This window comes from Glaciecola sp. SC05 (assembly GCF_041380235.1).
Taxonomy (GTDB): domain Bacteria; phylum Pseudomonadota; class Gammaproteobacteria; order Enterobacterales; family Alteromonadaceae; genus Glaciecola.
Genome location: NZ_JBGIYY010000006.1, coordinates 187,645 through 208,156, shown reverse-complemented (window position 1 = coordinate 208,156; position 20,512 = coordinate 187,645). Strand labels below are relative to the sequence as shown.

Sequence of the window (20,512 nt, the reverse complement as noted above, 5' to 3'; positions counted from 1 at the left end):
AAGGAAAGAAATCATGGACGATTTATTAGAAAAATCAGAAGGCTTAAATAGCGAGTTTAGTCGCATCTTTGAATACGGAATAGCTGACAACAGTAAACGCTTAAGTGCAAGTTGGATAATGTGCTTAGTGGCACTAGAGCATGCTAATAGCCTACGGCAGTTAGCCATGTGTGGGAACTACACGTCAGCAATATGTATTATCCGTTCTCAGTTTGAAGCACTAACGCGAGCGACCTGGTTATTCTATGCGGCGAGTGACACGAAAGTTGATAATACGTTTTCTACTTTGAGTGAGCTATCACAAAGTGCAGACCAAAAACCAAATAACGCAGAAATGATTAAAGCTCTAGAAGGCAAAGCACCAGCGCAAGCTGCGGCTATGTTTAGTGAATTCAGAGACGTTCAGTGGAAAGGATTAAACTCATATGTTCATGGCACCCTCAATTCCTTGAACGAATCGTTTTTTTCTGCTTTTACGCCTCATAAAGAAAGAATGGTTGCTCGCTTGATACAAAGAAAAGCAAGAAATATCTTAATTCGTAAGTCTCCAGACTGGAGGCAAATTATGAGTGGTAATGCAGAAGTAACCTTTAACACAGATGATTTGTTCGAAAAGGAAACAATTAATATTGATAGGCTTCTGAAAGAGAAAGATATTTTAAAAATAATTTCTAGATATCCAATAAGGGAGACGCCAGCTCTTGAATCAATATCACGACTGTTGGGTTTTCAGTCAAAAGAAAAGTACGAACAGGCTACGAGAAAAATGCTTATTGATGATGATGTTGCGAAAAATCAGATTTTGAATATTTTGGAACCAGTAGTTCAACATTTAGAATACTTAAATTCAAGTTTAGGCTAGTGTTCGCTATTTATATTTTTAGCGCCTATGGTTGGTTTGTTGAAGAATGAAAAAGGGGTGAATTTATTGATTGTCTCTGGAGTGCTCTAAGACAATTGGACGGAAAGTCTCAGGATTTACACATTGATGATATTTATATTAAAACATGAATGACCGGAGAAAATGGAGAGCCTTTATTATGGTCAAAAGAAGAGTGGTATGAACTGATAAAACCTAGGAGCTAGGTTTTGATTGTGCCTTTAAGCGGATTGATGTGAGTGGGGTGAGGTCACATGTCTTATGTTGCTAAAATGAACGCAGCCTCCTTACTATCCTTTCATTCTTGAGCCCTCAGCATCAATGTAGAAACATCACCGATGAAAGAAATAAAAAGCAGGTATGGAGGTAACTCCCTCCTCTAGAATGTTATTGCCTTTCGATACCAAGATCTCCGGCTTTGGGGCACTCAAGTTGCCAAACGATGGGCTCGATATATCTGTTTTCTTTGCGAGCGTTTCTTGTAGCTTTAAAGGTAACCTGCCAGCAAATATTATTGCTGTTGGATCAAGAAGGCTCTGTATCGCTTTAAGCGGGTACTTCATGGATTCGACGCAAGAAATTACCCATGAGTCTACAATAGGATTATCAGCCGCAACAGCGGCCTTAAGATCTTCAATGGTCGAGTTTTTTCCGGTTGCATCAATCAAATATTGCTGCAATGAACCAATTGTAGGTCGCGGTAAATTGCCGTTTGAGTTAAAAAGCACAGAGACTTCACCAGCATTACCAAAAGCGCCGTCAACAAGCCGCCCCTCAAACACAAAACCTCCACCAACATCTAGTGTGAATAACAACAAGAAGAAACTCTGCATGGCAGAGCCTGTTTTAGTGAGCGAAAAGCCAATCGAAGCTGCATTGCCATCGTTCTCAACAAAACATTGGCAGTCGTATCTCATGGCGAACATATCCTGAAAGTCGATTGTTGACCAACCTAATGGATCTTGTTGAGAGCATATTTGACCCTCAACGTTTGTAAAGAAGCCTGATATGGATACGCCAATACCCAAAATAGTTTTATCTGCATCTATATTCGCAAACAGTCTATCCAATAGTTGAACCGCGACATCTGTTGCCTTTTTTGCCGAAAGAAATACTCCCTCTTCTCTATAACGCAATAATTGCTCACGATTAAAGTCATCTAGCAACACTGTTACGCGATCATGCTCAAAGACTACCCCTACGCATAAAAATACACCGCTGTTAAGCATTAGATATGTTGCAGGCTGGCCCCGCGTGCCCTCAGTCTTTGAATGCTCTGATATGAGCCCTAGTGCTATTAAGTGCTTTGTTAATCGCGTTAACGACTGAGAAGAAAGTCCCGTATCTTTGGCTATTTGTGCGCGTGTTGCTCTTTTATTCCGTCTTATTACTTCAAGTACTTTTTTATGACTTGTATTCAGCTGATTCTCGATTGTTGAAACAGGTTGTTTTTGTATTTGAGTATGCAATTTTAAATCTCGCCTCTATTTAACATGCTCACACTTTTCGCGTTCCTATTATTAATATAACGAAAAAAGAATAAAGTCACATTTAAAGTATCAAGTAGTGTTTAAGCCACGTTATTAACTATCGGAGTGGGATAATTAAAAATTTCATGAAATTGTAATATATCCTAAAAACTTGTTTTTAATAAATAAATTAATCTATTGAAGATAAATCTGTTAATAATATATATCATAATGGTAATAAATGATTGACTAAATGACGAGATATAGATAAGTTAATTACCGGCTTGGTACTTAATGGTGGATTAAGCGCTAATCAAGTTGATGCAGTGTATGCCTCAACTAGTTGATTTAGTAACCATTGATAATGTCGTTGTACAAGTGAGTATTAGTAGTTAGGTCAGTAACGGATTTTGTGCAGAAAAGCGGTAGTCAGGTGCAAGCAAGTTATAACAAGGCTAATAGATAAATTAATTTTAAGTCAATTGTCGCTCTCGGCTTTTGCCTTTTGTTAATCAATAACTAATTAAAAATAGAGGTTGGGGAAGGATAATGCAACATAAAAACTTAATGAAAAAATCTATACATAAATGCTTGATAGCAACGTCCGTCGCTGTGGCGCTTAGCGCTAGTGCACTTGCTCAAGAGTCGTCATCTGATGAAACGCCAGCGGTAGAGGATTTTGAAAAAATAACCGTCACAGGTGTCAGAGGCAGTTTAAACAGAGCACTTGGCCAAAAACGGCAGTCCGTTGGGGTGAGCGATGTGATATCTGCGGAAGATTTAGGTAAGTTTCCAGATCTTAATATTTCAGAGTCGCTTCAGCGTATTCCCGGTGTAACACTCAACCGAAATAGCAACGGCGAAGGTCAAGCGATAAACTTGAGAGGTTTAGGCCCACAGTTTACCCGCGTCGAATTAAACGGGATGTCTGGCACTGGCAACGGCAGTGGCGGCAGATTTGGTACAAGCTCTGGTGAGCGTGGCTTTAACTTTGAGCTCCTTGCCGCTGAATTATTCAGCTATGTAGAAGTTGCGAAATCTCCCAGCGCCAGTCAAGTTGAGGGCGGTATGGCGGGTTTGGTATCGTTAGAAACGCCCAAGCCGCTAAGCTATGACGGCCTGAATGCAACGGTATCAGCCCAAGGCAATTATAGTGAGCTCACTGGGGATATTGATCCAAGAGGGTCATTCCTAATTTCTCAAAACATAGATGATGTATTCGGTATTGCATTCTCATTAGCGCTTTCAGAAACAAACTTTAGATCTGACACTGCTGAAGCGGGCTCTTGGCGACCTGGGTCGTCTTTTGGACGAGGAGACAGTGATGCACTCTTACCCAATGGAACTCGCTACTATAATTTCCTCGAAAGCCGAGATACGCTGGGCAGCACACTTACCATTCAATATCGTCCAACGAATGACTTAGAGTTTAAGGTGGATGCAATTTACGCGAACTTAGATAGCGAACGAATTGCTAATCGTAACGATATGCCGATAGAGAATCCAGGTCCGGTTGTGACGTTAAATGAGCAAAACGGTGTTGCTACAAGCGGAAGCGTGACCGGCGTGCAACAGCGTGTGGGCACCAACTTTATTGCAACCGATGAAGAATTCTTTCAACTTTCTGCGGGGGCTGATTGGACTCCAAATGATGACTGGAGAATTAGACCGTATATCGGTTATTCAAATCGCGAAGCCGATAGGCAGTTTGATTTGTATTCTTTTCGCTTAGCAGATGAAAACGGATTTGACCCAGGTACCGTGTCCTTTGATGTACGGGGTGATTTTGTAGATTTCAGTTCAACAGAGACAGACTTTACCGCCAACCCTGAAGACTTTTTGTTTAACATCTTCATTTTGCGCCCGTCCACAGATGAGGACGAGGAGCTTGCAGCGAAGTTAGACTTTGAACGATATTTTGATGTAGGGGGATTAACCTCTGTCGAATTCGGATTCAGGTATGCTGATCGCGAAAAAACCCGTATTCAAACTCAGGAGCGCTTGCAACGAAATGTTGATGACATACGATTAGTGCCTAACTTGTCATCGGTTGCCACCCTTTTACCGTTTGAAGTGTCTGGTGCCAACGCACCCTCTCAGCAACTAGCCGCTGATCCAGCATTGATAAGAAGCATCTTTTATCCTGGTGGAAATGCAGTCAATGGGACTTTCATTCGACCGCTTCCCGGTTTTGATGCCTCTGAATCATGGTCAGTAGAAGAAACAACGTTTAACGCTTATGTGCAAGCCAACTTTGAGATAGAAGACGTACAGTTTAACATCGGTCTTAGACTTGTTGACACCGAGCAAACGTCAAACGGGAACACCGTAGCAAATCGTTTTCAACCGACCGAGCAGATCACACCTGTGTCAATCACGAGTGACTACACAAGGTACCTCCCTAGTTTCAACTTGAAGTACGACGTGACAGATGAGTTGGTAATGCGAGCTGCATATTCAACCACCCTTACGCGTCCTAATTTATCAAGCTTGGCACCTTCGGAAACAGTCAATGGCATTGACGAAGGGGGCGGCACAGGCAGCACGGGTAATCCTAACCTTGAGCCTTTTACTGCTGACAATTTTGATTTAGGTCTAGAGTGGTATTTTGCAGAAGAGTCACTGTTATCAGCGAATTTATTTTACAAAGATATCGGTGGGCTTATTGATACAACAAGCTTTACTGAAACGCGCTCATTTCCGCGCCAAGCGGATGGCGTTATTGTCAGTGCACCAATCGTCTTTACATCCTTCGAAAATGGCGTATCAGCTGAAATTAAGGGTTTAGAATTATCGTATCAACAGCCTATCGCTGCTAATTTTGGTGTGATTGTAAACTATACCTATGCTGATAGCTCTGCTGACTTCGGCGCAGAGGGTGATGTGCGAACAACGGGTCTCCCTGGGTTGTCTCGGTCAAGTTATAACGCCTCTATCTATTTCGATAATGGCGCACTTGACGCGAGACTTTCTTACGCATGGCGTGAAAGATACCTTGCAGACTTTACGGATGATTTCGGTATTCCTAGATTCACCGATGACTTTGGGCAGTTAGATTTCTCTGCAAATTACAGCGTCAATGATAACTTGCAGCTTCAATTGCAAATTTTGAATATCACTAACGAGCAGGTAATCAATCAATCTACTGCGTTGTTTCTGCCATACGGTGTGAATGACTTAGACAGAAGAGTGCTCTTTGGGGCTAGATATAGCTTTTAGCGTTATCTGATGTAGCGTAATACCTTAGAAAAAAGTTGACTGGGCAGATTGGGGTGAAGTTAATACATCACCCCAAATAGTCGCCACATTTTTCATTTGGTTTTCCTATGTAAGTGTGTACTGGAGGGTAAGGACACCCTCATTTTTTCTAACTATCTATTCAATAATATGACAACCGATACATATCTTGTTGGTATGTATCTTTTAAGGAAATAGCGAAATGCTTAAGAGCGTGCAACTGACATTAACGGTTTTTTTAATCTGCTTATCATTCAGTAGCAACTCTAAATTTGCTGATGAAAGCTCAGCATTGCCAAGGTTGAAAATAGGCTCGTTGGAAAGTGAGCAAAAAGTCATTCATAACCGGCTTGGAAGGGGGCTTTCGCATTATCAGGTAACCATTGTTACAGATACTTCTGAATATGCGTTGCTCAGTGAGTTTTTAACCCCCGAAAATGCTCAGCGCTTATTAAGCAAAATAAAACACGACACCACCTCTGACGATCTAGAAAATTTACTGAATGCTGAAAGTCTGTTATCCACTGCACAAGTTATGATCTTAGAGACAGAAGGTATCGAAGACCAGGTCTTAAATAACCAGAAAACTAATCGTGTTTACATCAAGGGTATTAGCTCAAAAGTGGATACAGAGTCCTTTCAGCAGCGGTTGGTTCAGGCTGGTGTAGAAATGTCTGTGATTGACGTATCTTCAAGACAATATACGCCTGGTAATTTTAATATTAGCGTTCTCAAGCTAAACCTAGCCGAATTCCAAGGGGAAATATTTTCCGTATTAGCGCAAGATAAGATAAAGGGGCTAGAAACAGTGTCTAAAATAGCAGTTGCTCACAATGCGAGTGCTGCAACAAACGGGGGGTATTTTGCTTATAAAGAAGAGCAAGGAACGCCTGGGGATTTAGCCGGTATATCGGTTATTTCTGGCACCATTGTTAGTGAGAGCGTTATCGGCCGGCCCGCACTACTGATTCAAAACTCCCCTTCGGTTCAAGTTAAAATCTTAGAAAATGTAGTCTCAGAAATTAAACTCTCAATTGACGATAATAGCTTTCATGTAGACGGTATCAATCGAAAATTAGGATACCAGTTTAATTGCGGCCACATGGACGGTGGGGTATTAGTAAGAGCAAGCCACGATGTAGTCTGTCGCAACGATAACGAAATAGTGATTTACGACGAACATTTTGGCGATGTATCGCCAGACATGTTTACAGATTCTTTGACATTTTTGCTGACTGAACAAGGCACGGTTTCTTTTGAGCCAATGCCCCAAAGTAAATTTACCGTGCCTAATGGTCAATACCTCATCGCTACATCAGGTCAGAAAAAAGAACTATTGGCGAAGCACATTAAGAGTGCCACCAAAGCCCGCATCACAAAACACCTTTTCAATGACAAAAATCCTGTTGCGATGGGGCAAGATGTATTTTTAATAAATGGCGGGCCCACCCTTTTAGTCGGCGGAATAAGGCAGGAAAGTAACTGGGCGAATCAAGGCTGGGATCCGTTTGGCTCTAAAGTTGGGAGTGAATCAGCAGACATTAGAGATGGCAAAAACCCGTCAACCGACGTCGAAAGAAACGATCGTATCGCTTTTTTTGATGCATGGGTCAATCAACGCCATCCAAGAACCGCGGTTGGTATTGATGAGTCAGGTAACTTTTATGCTGTGGTGGTTTATGGAAGAAACCCTCAAATAAGTATTGGGGCATCTATATCTGAGATGGCAGATATTATGTCATCACTTGGTGCTACGGATGCAATCAACCTAGATGGAGGTGGCTCTAGCGTAATGGTCTTAAATAACAAGCTCACTGGGCTCCCGTCAGATGAGAAGGGCGAGCGAAAGGTTGCTGATTCCCTGATTTTTAAGGTGTCCAAAGAGGGAAGAGAATGATTTCAGAACAACTTGTTCAACAAAATAAGTTATCAATCGAAGGGCCATTTATTATAGGTATTGATGGCGGTGGCACAAAATGTAAAGCGGTCTTAATGGACCGAAATAATCAAATTTTAGGGGTGGGGGTATCAGGCTCTGGTAATCCAGTATACGGAGTAGAACAAGCACAAGCATCTATTGTTGAATGTGCAAGCGAGGCATTGAATACAGCAAGATCTCGTGATCACAAATTAATAGATTTAGCGCTTGAAGATATTATCGCTGGCATTGGGTTAGCTGGCGTAAATATACCGTTGCTGTGTGAAGAAATGACCAAATGGAAATCTCCATTTAAGTCGACGTTCATCACTACCGATTTATTGATTGCATGCTTGGGAGCCCATTCGGGTAAAGATGGGGCTGTCATTGTTACTGGCACGGGCTCGTGCGGATATTCTTATGCAAATGGGAAATCAAAGATAGTTGGTGCACATGGATTTCCCCAGGGAGATAAGGGAAGCGGAGCATGGTTTGGACTCAAAGCGGTCGAAGCAACACTCTTGTCATTAGATAAAATAGGTCCCGAGACGGCAATTAGTCAGTATGTCTTTAAAATACTGGACGTAGATGACTCCCAAGGCATTGTGGAGAAGGTAGCATCAAAACCTTCATCACTGTTTGCTAGCGTTGCAAGGGCGGTATTTTCTGCCCTCAAAGAAGATGACGCTATTGCAATCGCTATCGTCAAGGAAGGCAGTGATTACATTAATCATATGGCTAAGTTACTTAATCATCCAACATCAGCCCGCATATCATTGCTTGGTGGACTTTCAGAAACAATTACTCCCTATCTAGACAAAAACTTACAAGAAAAACTGACTCCAGCATTGTCTCCACCAGAGGTGGGAGCAGTTATTTACGCACGTCAAAAACTCGCATCTCAACTTCGCTATGAAGCTGCGAACAGTTAGCATTAAGGGAGATTTATGACCAATACAATTATGGAAAAAGAAGCGAGGGAGACTCCTGAGCTTATAGCCGCTCAAATTAAAATGAATAATGATGTCGTCAACAAGGTTGCTAAACATCTGCGTTTTATTGAGCCTAAAATGGTGATGATCATTGGCAGAGGCTCCTCTGATCATGCGGGTGTTTTTGCTAAATATCTCATTGAGCTAGAGAGTGGTATTCCAACGTCATCTGCCGCCCCGTCTATATCCAGTGTATATAAAAAACAACTCAAACTTGAGTCTGCCTTAGTTATCGTCATTTCTCAATCAGGTCGCAGCCCAGACATCATTGCCCAAGCGAGGATGGCGAAAGCCGGGGGTGCATATTGTGTGGCGCTAGTAAATGAGGTCAACTCTCCGTTAGTAGAAATAGTCGATGAAGTTATTCCATTAGGGGCAGGAAAAGAAGTTGCAGTAGCGGCTACGAAGAGTTTCTTAGCGACTTTGTCCGCAATCATTCACCTAGTCTCTGTATGGACAGAAAATAGAGCCCTGTATGCTGCATTACTTGAATTGCCAAATGCACTAACACGAGTCATTAATAGTGGTACTCAACTCATGCCCAGCGATTTCGCTCAGACTACTAACATGATTGTCTTAAGTCGTGGATTGGGGTTTTCAATCGCGAAAGAAATCGCATTAAAATTAAAAGAAGTGTGCAGTATTTACGCCGAGGCTTTTAGCAGCGCAGAGTTTCCTCATGGGCCAATAACATTAGCGGAGAACGGGCTAACAGTATTGAACTGTATTGTTGAAGATGAAAGCAAAGGTTTTCACCGAGGACAAATTTATGAGCTCATGAAACGAGATACACGCATAATTTATTTAGACCAAGCAGGTATCGATGTTCACGCCAGACTTTCTCCATTACTGATTTTACAACGCTTTTATATCGATATAGCAGATGTGTCTATTGCTAGGGGTTTTCATCCGGATACACCAAAAGGACTAAACAAGGTAACGCAAACGCTATGAAGTCAAACGACGGCAGTGTGAAAGTGTTATCAAAATATCTTTTCGACGGCGTCGATTATCACCATGATGTTGTAATGTCTATTAGAGACGGATTGATTATTGATCTACACTGGGAAAATTTGAGCTGTGACATCGTGCTTGAGGACTTGGTCGCCCCTGGTTTTGTTGATTTACAAGTCAATGGAGGGGGAGGTGTACTATTTAATGCTGCCCCAACTATAGATAGCCTCCAAAAAATGATGGCTGCGCATTCACAGTTTGGCACTACGGCAATGTTACCGACGGTCATAACAGACAACGTAGATGTAATGAGTGAGGCAGCGGATGCTGTCGGCCTCGCTATTGCCAATAAAAATCTCGGTATAGTCGGTATTCACTTTGAAGGGCCACACATTTCCATCGCTAAAAAGGGCGCACATAGCAAAGAATTCATTCGGCCTATTTCAGAGGAAGAATGGCAAATATTTGAGAGAACCGATATTGGTCATATTCTGGTCACACTTGCTCCAGAGGCTGTAAGTGCCGAAGATATCCAAAAATTAGTATCATTAGGAGTTCACGTCTGTATTGGTCACAGTAATGCTACGTTTGAATGCGCTGATAAAGGATTAAAAGCGGGTGCCACAGGATTTACGCATTTATTCAATGCAATGTCTGGTATAAACGCTAGACATGCCGGGGTTGCAGGGTGTGCTTTGTTAAATGATAGGGCCCAATGCGGACTCATAGTAGACGGGCTTCACGTCAGCGAAGCTAGTTGTAAACTTGCACTCAAGATAAAGCCGAGAGGGGGCATTTTCCTTGTTACAGATGCTATGCCGCCAGTTGGCTCAGCAATGAAAGAATTTGAATTTTTTGGCCGCACAGTAACCAATAATCATGGAAAGTTAACATCATCCACAGGTGAGTTGGCGGGTTCGGTTCTCGATATGGCTACAGCAGTCAGAAACTGCATAAAAACTTTGGGGGTTGAAGAGTCTGAAGCAATTCGAATGGGCAGTCTTTATCCGCTAAGTTACTTATTGTCGACACGTCTTCCAATATCTCCATTGGCCTTATTAAAAGCTGGTAAACCTGCAAACTTCATTCAATTGGACAATGATTTTTGTGTTAAATCAACATGGATTGAGGGGCAATGTGTATATGGCCGCCATTCAGTATACTCACATAAATAAAAGGGTTAGTTATCAATGACAGAGCTTACTTCAAACAAATCTCAAACATTTATATCAATGACTATCATCGGTATATTATTTTTTATATTTGGTTTTGTGACGTGGTTGAACGGCTCGCTCATTCCATTTTTACAGGTTATCTGTCAGTTGACTGAATTCCAGGCACTTTTCGTTACCTTTGCTTTTTATATTGCATACACGGTGATGGCGTTTCCCATGTCCCTCATTCTTAAAAAGACAGGTCTCAAAAATGGGATGGCGATAGGTTTAGCCATTATGGTCATCGGTTCTTTGATGCATATCCCAGCCGCTATCTCTGAAAACTACTTCGTATTTTTGGTCGCGCTTTTTGTATTAGGGACTGGGCTGACAATACTGCAAACGGCATCCAACCCTTACATCGTCTATTTGGGGCCAGTGAAGAGTGCAGCGATGCGGATAAGTGTTATGGGGATCATCAACAAAGGAGCTGGTGTAATTGTTCCGATAGTATTCACCGCAATGATATTGGCAGATATGGGTGATATTTCAAGAAATCACTTGTCGACTTTAAATGCTAGTGAGCTTAGTCAATTAACCAACGAACTAGCAAATCAACTAATAGTTCCCTATCTGTTAATGGCGATTGTTCTATGCGCAATGGTTGCACTTGTAAAATTTTCGCCGCTGCCGGATATTGATATGGAGGAAGAAGGCGATGCTGAATCTAAAACCAAGTCGTCAATATTACAATTTCCTCAAACCATTTTGGGCGCGATAGCACTTTTTGCTTATGTTGGCGTAGAGGTCATTGCCGGTGACACAATCGGATTATACGGAGCTAAGCTGAATGTCGATAATTTTGCAGGTTTAACCTCATATACCATGTTTTTTATGGTCATTGGTTACACAATTGGTGTGATATGTATCCCAAAATTTCTCTCCCAAGAAAAAGCGCTAATAGGCTCTTCCATTGCGGGTTGTCTGTGCATTTTGGGGATCATGATGTCATCTGAAGCGTCAACAAGTGTAGCTGACTTCTTATGGGGATGGTCAGGACTTCAAGTACTGCCTAACCCAATTACGTTTGTTGCCTTGATGGGGTTGGCTCATGCCTTGGTATGGCCATCAGTGTGGCCTCTTGCCTTGAAGGGACTTGGAAAATATACGGCACAAGGCTCTGCTCTGCTCATCATGGGTATTTCAGGTGGTGCGATTTTGCCATTGGTTTTTGGAAAAATCTCACATCAAGCGAATGACCTTCAAGTAGCCTATATCATTGGACTTCCCTGCTATTTATTTACCCTATTTTATGCGTTGGTCGGCCACAAGGTTAGACGCTGGCGATAATGAATTTTTAGTTATTCATCAACTTGCGCTGATGAGTAACTAAAAATAGAGCCACCGCATCAATTAATTTGTTAATGTCTTACGGGCTTGAAGTAGCAAGAGAAATTTATATCGGCCTTTAGGAAGTTAAAGCAGGCGTCGGTGTATACCAACACTCTTTTGAGCCCTCAAGGGAATCACATGTCCTCTTTTTATTTCAACGACTCATTGCTATCAAAATCAATTTTATCACTGGAGGATATTTGCTAAGGAATACACGCATATGAAAGCTAGATTATTTTTATTACCGATATTTATTTGTTGTTTTTCGACTTTTGTAAGTGCCAATATCTCTGGTGTTATGGGGCCGAATGTAGATCCTACTGATCGAAGCTTTCAATTTAGATCAGCCATATCCTTTGCTGAGAATGAATTGCAACAAGATAGCTGGCTCTATCGCGCACATTATCAACATGCTCTAAACGATACATTTAGATTGAGAGGTGTACTTCAATACCGCAATCAAACAAGTTTTGAGTATGATTTTATTAGAGCTGAGCTTCTCTATAATTTTAGAAAACGAGCAAATGATCAAATTTGGTCGAGTGGATTACGGTTTGATTTCAGGGCACGTCGAGGAAGTCGACCCGAAGAGTTTGCAATCAACTGGGGAAATGAATGGCATTTTTCAAATGGGTATAGAGGTCGAGTTACTATTATTGTTGGCTATGAGCTAGACCAAAATGATGACTTTGATGACACCATAGTGCAAACGCGATTCAGTTTTAGCCGTAAATTAGGCAGTGGACAACGAGTGGCATTACAGATGTTAAATCAACATGGCAGACTAGGAGAATTGAATCCAGTTGATGAAAAAGGAATTTTTTTGGGTCCCTCAATCAGTGGCGATTTGCATGGGGTTAAATATGAGTTGAGGTATCTTCGTGGAATATATTGCTTCCTTTAACCCTGTCATGCACAGAGTTTATAGCACTTACTTTGCGAGCATCAGTTAAATTAACATATATTTACACTATTGCCTCTTGTAAACCAGTTAGGGTTGTAGCTTTCTAAATATCAAGCTCTTCTTCAAAGTTCATTACGGCGATAATTTCTGAGAAGTTCGACATTTTAGGTATGTAGTGTGTCCAGTGTATCGGATGATAAGGATTTGTCATTCGTGGATTCACGCAAATTGTCTGAGCGCCTGATTCATGAGCCCATTCATCATTGACGGAATTGCCTACAAAAAATACCTCCATTGGATGAGCATCATTTTCAGCAATAGATTTTTTAATAAATGTAGCTTTCTCTTCAAAATCATATTTAGTTCCTATAATTCTAATGATATTTCCGTCACGGCCAAAAACTATATCGTTCGCCTTTACCTCTTCAAAGTACTGATATAAATCCCCGAGAACTCGTTTAATAATATATTTGATTGAGCCTGATAAAACGTATAATTTAACACCACTTTCATAAAGTCCTTTTATTATCCGATCCGCCCCCGCAACTAATTCTATATCTGCTGCTATTTTATCTAACGTTTTGTTTTTTAAACCCTTTTTTTTGAATTTATCTTCGGTAAGTTTACACCACTCTTTATGTGTAATCTCTAAAGCACTGTACTGTCTATGCAGTTCGCCGCAGTCGTCTATACCATAACCTAACTCTAGCCATATTCTTTCCCATGTCGTAATGTCATCGTTATGACAAGTTAGAGTTCCATCAAAATCAAATAGGACGACCTTTGTCAGAGCCATGAATTTTTGCGTGCCTTTGAAAGCAGCTCTAGATCTAGTCCCTTTGTTCTTGAAGTAAAAAGCTAGATATTGAGAGAGGAAATCATCTGGTAATCCAGCTCGGATGTTGCCAATGTGACAACCAAGTCCATCAGCTATTAACTGAGCATGTTTGTGAGAAACCTTCCCAAAATCTTCTATATTTATATGGCGCTTCTTCAGCCCAGCATCCTCAAGTATTTGGATTTCTCTCTCTTTTAGACGAGACCTTGACGCTAGTTCTTTCTGAGATATTCCTAAATTCCTTCTAAAGAAAAATAGCTTAAACGAATTTATTGCTACCTCACTTTGAGATCTTAGAGCAAAAGATTTTTCATTTTCTAAATACTTATTGAACAAACCTGCCCACTGCTTTTTCAATGTCTCTTTGATGGAATCCAAATCATTAAATTGATAAATAAAACGCATATTCCCCTCGGAACATACCTCCTCGATGAACAGAGCTAAGTTTTTATTTTCCATGTGTTTGAAGACAAATCTTTTTCTATTTTCTTGGCTTGAATATGTTTGATACTCAGAAAAAGTATTGATATCTATAAAAACAAAGGCAGGTATTCCCTCTCTAATCGCAGTTGCATATTCATTTCTCGTTATTGAGAAATGTCTCTTATCACCAGATGCCATCATTGAAGAAGATCCAAACCTACTTTTAATTATCAGTATAACCATCGAGCACTTTGTTACTTCTTCGTAACAGGACTCCTCCAACGTTTCATTTAAACCAAAAGGTACACTGTCTTTTTCAAATACAACAGGCTCATATCCGTGTTCTTCAATAAATCTAGCTAATTCACCTCTTATATCTTTCAAGTCAACATAAGTGGAGCTAACAAAAATCCGAGGTTTCGCCATAATTAATTCCTTTATTGTGGAAAATATTAGTTTTCATGCGCCAAAAGAAACTATATTTATGTTGTTGATTTATTCATTGCACATGCCGCACTGAAAACACATCATAACTAAAATATTTAACAAAGCATTAAATTTTTAAGCTAGAAAGAAATGCCTTATTTGGGTTGTTGGGGTAGTGAAGAATATCTATTGCTTAGTTAGGAGGCATATTATGCTTGATTATGACAAAGCAATCAGTAACCTCCGACTATTCGTTCGCCACAAAGAGACACATTCAAAGTGAAATTTAAATGTCTGAATCGCCACTAACACCTTAGACAATTCTCCGTTGTTCTTGCTATCGTTTTTCGAAGTTTATTGGCGATAGCAAACTATTGGAGCCGTGTTTTCTTTTCACGCTATAAAACATCTCGATTTCAGTCGATTATCACTCTGAAGACGAGGTTAATGGTAATATATTGCTTTAGTGCAAATCAAATTCGAAAAACTGTACACAGTGTCTTATATTTGAGTTTTAAAAACTTGCGTTATTACAGTTATATATCGTTATAAATTTGATTAGTATGACACATTTTTGTTTGAGAATTTTCCTCATATTATCTTGTACGAAAAAAAGTATGATACTTTAATTATTTTATTGTAGGTCGTGGGCTAATAAAATCAGTGACTTACAAAAATAAAAGTATGATACTTTATTGTCAACTTACACCTCTGTTGTGCGATCTAATTAATGTTTGGAACTGACCCGATTATATAAACCCGCTTTTGAGCGGGTTTGTTGTTTTAATTCGAACCAACACTATTTCAGTTCTAAACATTAATACACTCTGACTAGCTAGACTTAAAAATTTTCAATGCGCGTTAGTCGACGATAAAACCGCATGCCAGAGGGCGCTTTAAAATCCAAAACTAAATCGCCTTCTTTGAAATAAAACGGACGTACTGCAGAGCTGCCATCTCGATTTGGCATTTTTGCGCCTTCAATATGATGAGTAATGGTCATAGCAGCATAATCCACAATGTAAGTACCGAAATATCCTATGTATGGAGTGTAGGCTTCTGCAATCGCTTTGTCATCGCTATCGCGAGTCACTAGTTTGCGCGGTTGCTTGGGCGCAAATAGAGGTTGGTGCGGCTTGTAATGCGTTTCGACATAGTGCAGCGACACATATGATTGAGAATGGTGCTGATTGTCGTGAACTTCAGGAATACTTGGGGCACGCTGATTTGTCTACCACGCAAGTCTACTTGGAGGTAACACAAACACAGCTCAAAAAAACTTATGCCAAAACATATCCTGCGGCCATCGCTGGCAAACGCCTAACTAAAGGAGAAGTCGCTTCGTATTTATATCACTTTTAAGAAGTGCTCGCCGGTTATAAATCTGTACTCCTTTTGGAAGGCTTATAGCCGAAAAGCTCTGTTTCTTGTATGCCTTCTTCAAGCTAATGAGCATTAAAGCCTACAAATAATAAGTCATTAAAACCTATAAATGAAGTGACGGTAAAACCTGTAAATGATATAACGCTAAAACCTAGAGGTAACGATTGATAACTGGTCAGTATCGCGAGTAATAGTTGGAGCGAACATGAATGATATATCACAAAAACTAGCAGATTCGCTTGAGCAATTACAACAGCTTCAAGAGTCTGGGGTTGTTGCCATCCAGTCAAAGCAACTCAGCAGAGTGCATCGAGAGCGGCTGTTGAAGCATGGCTTTATTCGTGAAGTTATCCGGGGCTGGTACATACCGGCGATGCCAAATGAAAAGCCTGGAGACAGTACGTCTTGGTACACCTCTTTTTGGGATTTTTGCGGTGCTTATTTGTCACAGCGGTTTGACCGTTCATGGTGCCTGTCACCTGAGCAATCACTTAATCTGCATATTGATGATAGAACTGTGCCGCAGCAATTGCTAGTACGCTCGCCAAAAGGCAATAATAAACCCACCGCCTTTCTGTACAACACCTCGATTTTTGATGTCAGGTTGAACATGCCAGCTGCGGAATACATTGAAAACTTGGATGGGCTCAATGTTTACAGCTTAGCGGCAGCACTTGTTTATTCTTCGGCGAATCAGTTTCAAAATGCGCCCATCCAAATGCGCACTGCCTTATCGATGGTGACAGATGCATCCGATGTATTGTCCGTTTTACTCGCCGGTAATCACAGTGTGATTGCCGGCCGATTAGTGGGGGCTTTTAGAAATATTGGCCGAGATTTGATCGCTGACAATATCTTAAAGGGCATGCAAGCGGCCGATTTGAAAGTGCAGGAAGAAGACCCTTTCGCAGAGAAAGTGCAGGTGAGCTTTGGTCGTCGTGATGTGTCACCCTATGTTAACCGCATGCGGCTGATGTGGGCCCAAATGCGCGTAATTGCCATAGCGCACTTTCCATCAGCATCAAGCCAAACCATCGACATCGAAACCTACATGGCCGAAGTGGAAGACAAATACGTCACAGACGCCTTCCACTCACTGTCCATTGAAGGCTATCGGGTAACTCGCGAATTGATTGAACTGGTTCGCTCTGGCAACTGGCAGGCTGAAGGCTCAGACGAAAGTAAAAAACACTTAGATGCGATGGCCGCTAAAGGCTACTGGGATGCGTTTCAGGAAGTTAAAAAAGCAGTGTTAGCGGTATTAGAAGGTAAGAACCCTGGCGATGTATTGGAACAGACGCACAGCGATTGGTATCTCGCCTTATTTGGCCCAAGTGTGGCCGCCGGTATTATTAAACAATCGGACTTGGCTGGTTACAGAACAGGGCCTGTCTATATTCGCCAGTCTATGCATACACCACCTAATAGGGACGCGGTTCGCGACATGATGCCGACACTCTTCGACTTGCTCGCAGAAGAGGAAAATGCAGCAGCCAGAGTGGTGCTGGGGCACTTCATTTTCGTTTACATTCACCCTTACTTTGATGGTAATGGTAGGATGGGCAGATTCATTATGAATTTAATGATGGCCTCAGGTGGTTACCCTTGGACAGTTGTGCCGGTTGAGCGGCGAGATGAATATATGCAAGCGTTGGAAGCAGCCAGCGTCAAGCAGGATATTGTGCCTTTTACACAGTTCTTGGCATCGCTACTTTAACAAAGGGCTGGTTATAAGCTTATTAACTCTAACGGCTCCCGCTTCAGCGACGGCTCTTTCGCCTAGTTAAACTTTTGCATTCTGCTCTGTTTCACTTTGTTCTTGGCCGCCTGCTTTGATGATTCAGCAATTTACACAAGGCAAGGGTTACGCATCAGCAGTTGCATCTACCATGGCGTAATACCCCACACGATAAACGTCACACTCAATAAAACAGCAGACAGCCCCATCAAATTAAGCCCAATAAGTGTTCGTTTTCTTAATGCATTTTGCCGATGACTTTTTAGGGTGATAAGTATGCTGGCTATTCCCAGCAAGCCTGCGAACATTACCAGCAAAGCGCCAATGCCAGCCGGTGGTGCAAAGCCGGCCAATATGCTGATTTCACTGATCTCAAAAGTGGCGCCTAGACCAGCCCCCACCAAACTTACGCCCATTAATAAAACAAGGGCTGAAATAAGCGTTGTGAGCCGGGGCGTTATTGGACCAATACCGGGCACTGGAGCGGCGCTTGAACTAAAGCGTCTGGCGATGGTTCCCCATGCAATCATAATAAAACCAATAAGCGAGAAAAGAATAGGAGTTGAAGCTAGCAAAGCTGGGACGAACAAACGCTTTGGGTTGTCGATTGCTCTGGCTGCAAACTTTAAGGGCATATGGGTTTGCACGTAGTCTAAAAATTCGGGCGGCTCTGCTCCTTTCTCGAGGCAAGAGGCATCTAAATTTTCGAGTTCTTGAATAGGGTCATCGAAAAAGTCGGTAAGCACCTGTGTTGCGCATTCAGACATCGAGCGGGTCGGACCATGGCCTGCGTATGGAACAATAATTAAGCGGCCGTTGCTAAACCCGGGTGCAATACGCTGCGCAAGTACATTAGGCGTAATTGGATCCCAATCACCATTTACAATCAAGGTAGGAATATCGCTTTCAATTAATTGATAATGCTCGCGGCTGCGGGGCGACAACCCTGCTGCAACGCAGGTATCGGCCATGAGTTGAGCACCTTCAACACTGAATAGGCCTTGCGTAAAACCATAGCTTTCTTGCAAATCTTCGGCGGCTGTTCTGGCTTGTTCTGCGGCGTATCCATCGTTGCATGTTATCGCATTGTACATACCTTGAGAAATGCCCGCGAATAGGTCTGAGTCGCTAACAAATACTTGAAATACTTCAGCATCACGAGTTTCAATCATCTCCACTAAGCTGCGCATAACTGCGGGAATGGCGGGGTACGAATCTTGTTCATAAAGCATAGAAAACGGAACGCCCGCAACAAGTAAAGGGGAAACATTGGCTTTGCCCGCAGGAAAAAGCTCTTTGTCCATCGCGTCTACCAATATTGGGTCATTGATAAGCGCGTTGCCAGCAGCATAAAATGCGTCTTCTAAGCCATCACAAATGGACGCATTTTGACGGGCACATTCTTCAAATATGTGAGCATGGTTTCTGGCTATATATCTGTGAATACGTTGTAAATCGACTAAGTCGTTAGGTACGATGGCATCGAGTACTAATGCGCGTATACCTTGTGGGTCAATATTGACCAACATTTGTCCTAAATGACTGCCGTAGCTTATTCCCCATACATTCCAAGAGTCAAAGCCTAATGCTTGGCGCAGAGCGCGCACGTCTCTGGCGTTTTCAACCGTGTTGTATGCGCTTAAATCAATGCCTCGATTAGCTGCAGCCTCAAAACAATCTCGCATGCGTTGGGCGTCTTGTTGTTCTTGCTCAGCCAAAGTTTGCCCTACGATCAACTCACGGCTAGTTGCCATATAGTAGGGGCAAAGCTCCTCAGAATCACCGATGCCACGTTGATTGAGAATGTATATATCGCGGGTTTTGCTTAGTTCGTGCTCTAAAAAACGCGCAACGTAATATTCCATACCGGCACCGGGTCCTCCAGTAAGGTACATAATGGGGTCTTCTCTAAAAACCGGTGCGTCGTCCTCTGTTTGAGATGCGACATCTTTATCACTGGCAATATTTGCTGGGTTTGCTTGTGCGACGATCTGTGTAAAGGCTAAACGAATGAAACGACTGTCTGATACTTCTCGGTTTTCTGGTACGGTAATAAATCCACAGCGCACCCTGCCTTGCTCATAATCGATGTCATTTTTAAAGGGACAAACGACATTTGTTACTTCACTTACATAGTCGTTAATATAGCTACTGGCCATACTCGATTGCGTCGCGTTTTTTTCTGGCATCACTTGAGCTTGCGTAAACAAAGTGAAGGAAAGCAGGGCCAATAGGCAGAGCTGTTTGGTGGTCATCGTAGCAAATCCCTTTCTGTTGATATGTTAGAGCGTTACCGCTTCTTTTGTTTCGAGAGCCACATTTTTAGCACTCAAGCCGCGTTTAGTTTCTTGGAAGACTCTTTTGTGCAACTCCTGACGGAATATCTTACTATAACTTTGCTTTTCTATAACAAGATTTAAACATTGTCCCATCAGGTTTTATAAATTAATCCCCACTCAGGCTAGCTGTAAGCGCTCAACATCGCTTGGCTCGCCTGTCTTATTGCCTGCTTAACAAGCCGGCTCGGATTATCCAATTGCGGTTAGTGCAATCAAGATAACTTTGTTAAAAAGCGTCAGATTTGGCCCGCTTTAACGCATATTAATCCAACTAAACGCTTTTTCGTTGTTGAAAATGTACATCTCTATACATTGGCCTTAACCATTATTGTCAATAAGTTGTTAATGGAATTGATTGGTTGTTTACAAATGTAAAGCCAATAGCTCAACGCTACTTATTTTCAATATGAATAAGGTCTGTACCAAATATCAAAGTAAGTCTCGCACAAAGGTTACGTGCCGCAG

General features: G+C 41.8%; 14 protein-coding genes and 1 pseudogene. 10 read left to right on the top strand and 5 right to left on the bottom strand.

The window, feature by feature from the left end:
- Positions 1-13: 13 nt before the first annotated feature.
- Entirely contained in the window at positions 14-862 is an 849-nt protein-coding gene (locus AB9H30_RS07700; protein WP_371194073.1) for a hypothetical protein, read from the top strand.
- Positions 863-1,212: 350 nt separating this feature from the next.
- On the opposite strand, the gene AB9H30_RS07695 is transcribed toward AB9H30_RS07700, so the two are convergent.
- Together AB9H30_RS07695 and AB9H30_RS07690 are read right to left on the bottom strand one after the other, a co-directional pair.
- Positions 1,213-2,109 carry an ROK family protein gene (locus AB9H30_RS07695; RefSeq protein WP_371194084.1) on the bottom strand — a complete coding sequence of 299 codons (897 nt, stop codon included), beginning with the start codon at positions 2,107-2,109 and terminating at the stop codon, positions 1,213-1,215.
- Between the two features lie 60 nt (positions 2,110-2,169).
- A pseudogene (locus AB9H30_RS07690) lies at positions 2,170-2,349 on the bottom strand (MarR family transcriptional regulator); the annotation flags it as partial.
- Between the two features lie 549 nt (positions 2,350-2,898).
- Here AB9H30_RS07690 and AB9H30_RS07685 point away from each other — a divergent pair.
- From AB9H30_RS07685 to AB9H30_RS07655, 7 genes are all read left to right on the top strand, one after another.
- A complete protein-coding gene (locus AB9H30_RS07685; protein ID WP_371194072.1) occupies positions 2,899-5,568 on the top strand; it encodes a TonB-dependent receptor in 2,670 nt (889 codons plus the stop codon).
- Positions 5,569-5,788: 220 nt separating this feature from the next.
- A complete protein-coding gene (locus tag AB9H30_RS07680) occupies positions 5,789-7,483 on the top strand; it encodes a phosphodiester glycosidase family protein (RefSeq protein ID WP_371194071.1) in 1,695 nt (564 codons plus the stop codon).
- On the top strand, positions 7,480-8,436 hold the full coding sequence (nagK, locus tag AB9H30_RS07675) for an N-acetylglucosamine kinase (RefSeq protein WP_371194070.1): 957 nt from the start codon (positions 7,480-7,482) through the stop codon (positions 8,434-8,436). The genes AB9H30_RS07680 and nagK overlap by 4 nt, the downstream gene beginning before the upstream one ends.
- Before the next feature lie 15 nt (positions 8,437-8,451).
- Positions 8,452-9,450: a glucosamine-6-phosphate deaminase NagB-II gene (nagB-II, locus tag AB9H30_RS07670; protein ID WP_371194069.1), complete on the top strand. Its 999-nt coding sequence runs from the start codon at positions 8,452-8,454 to the stop codon at positions 9,448-9,450.
- Complete coding sequence (gene nagA / locus AB9H30_RS07665; protein ID WP_371194068.1) at positions 9,447-10,625, top strand: N-acetylglucosamine-6-phosphate deacetylase; 1,179 nt, start codon at positions 9,447-9,449, stop codon at positions 10,623-10,625. The genes nagB-II and nagA overlap by 4 nt, the downstream gene beginning before the upstream one ends.
- Positions 10,626-10,640: 15 nt before the next feature.
- The gene (locus tag AB9H30_RS07660) at positions 10,641-11,954 is read left to right on the top strand and encodes a sugar MFS transporter (RefSeq protein WP_371194067.1); all 1,314 of its coding nucleotides are present in this window, start codon (positions 10,641-10,643) and stop codon (positions 11,952-11,954) included.
- Positions 11,955-12,216: 262 nt separating this feature from the next.
- Positions 12,217-12,900: a hypothetical protein gene (locus AB9H30_RS07655; protein WP_371194066.1), complete on the top strand. Its 684-nt coding sequence runs from the start codon at positions 12,217-12,219 to the stop codon at positions 12,898-12,900.
- Positions 12,901-13,003: 103 nt separating this feature from the next.
- On the opposite strand, the gene AB9H30_RS07650 is transcribed toward AB9H30_RS07655, so the two are convergent.
- Positions 13,004-14,587, bottom strand: a complete 1,584-nt coding sequence (locus AB9H30_RS07650) for an HAD-IB family phosphatase (RefSeq protein ID WP_371194065.1) — start codon at positions 14,585-14,587, stop codon at positions 13,004-13,006.
- An 841-nt stretch (positions 14,588-15,428) separates the two neighbouring features.
- Positions 15,429-15,680, bottom strand: a complete 252-nt coding sequence (locus AB9H30_RS07645; RefSeq protein ID WP_371194064.1) for a lipocalin-like domain-containing protein — start codon at positions 15,678-15,680, stop codon at positions 15,429-15,431.
- Here AB9H30_RS07645 and AB9H30_RS07640 point away from each other — a divergent pair.
- Both AB9H30_RS07640 and AB9H30_RS07635 read left to right on the top strand, forming a co-directional pair.
- Entirely contained in the window at positions 15,632-15,949 is a 318-nt protein-coding gene (locus tag AB9H30_RS07640) for a tyrosine-type recombinase/integrase (protein ID WP_371194063.1), read from the top strand. The two genes, AB9H30_RS07645 and AB9H30_RS07640, sit on opposite strands and share 49 nt — an antisense overlap.
- Positions 15,950-16,175: 226 nt before the next feature.
- Positions 16,176-17,687 (top strand): Fic family protein, encoded by a 1,512-nt coding sequence (locus AB9H30_RS07635; protein WP_371194062.1) that lies wholly within the window; start codon positions 16,176-16,178, stop codon positions 17,685-17,687.
- A gap of 167 nt (positions 17,688-17,854) precedes the next feature.
- Here AB9H30_RS07635 and AB9H30_RS07630 read toward each other — a convergent pair whose 3' ends face one another.
- Positions 17,855-19,963, bottom strand: a complete 2,109-nt coding sequence (locus tag AB9H30_RS07630) for an alpha/beta fold hydrolase (RefSeq protein WP_371194061.1) — start codon at positions 19,961-19,963, stop codon at positions 17,855-17,857.
- Positions 19,964-20,512 lie beyond the last annotated feature (549 nt).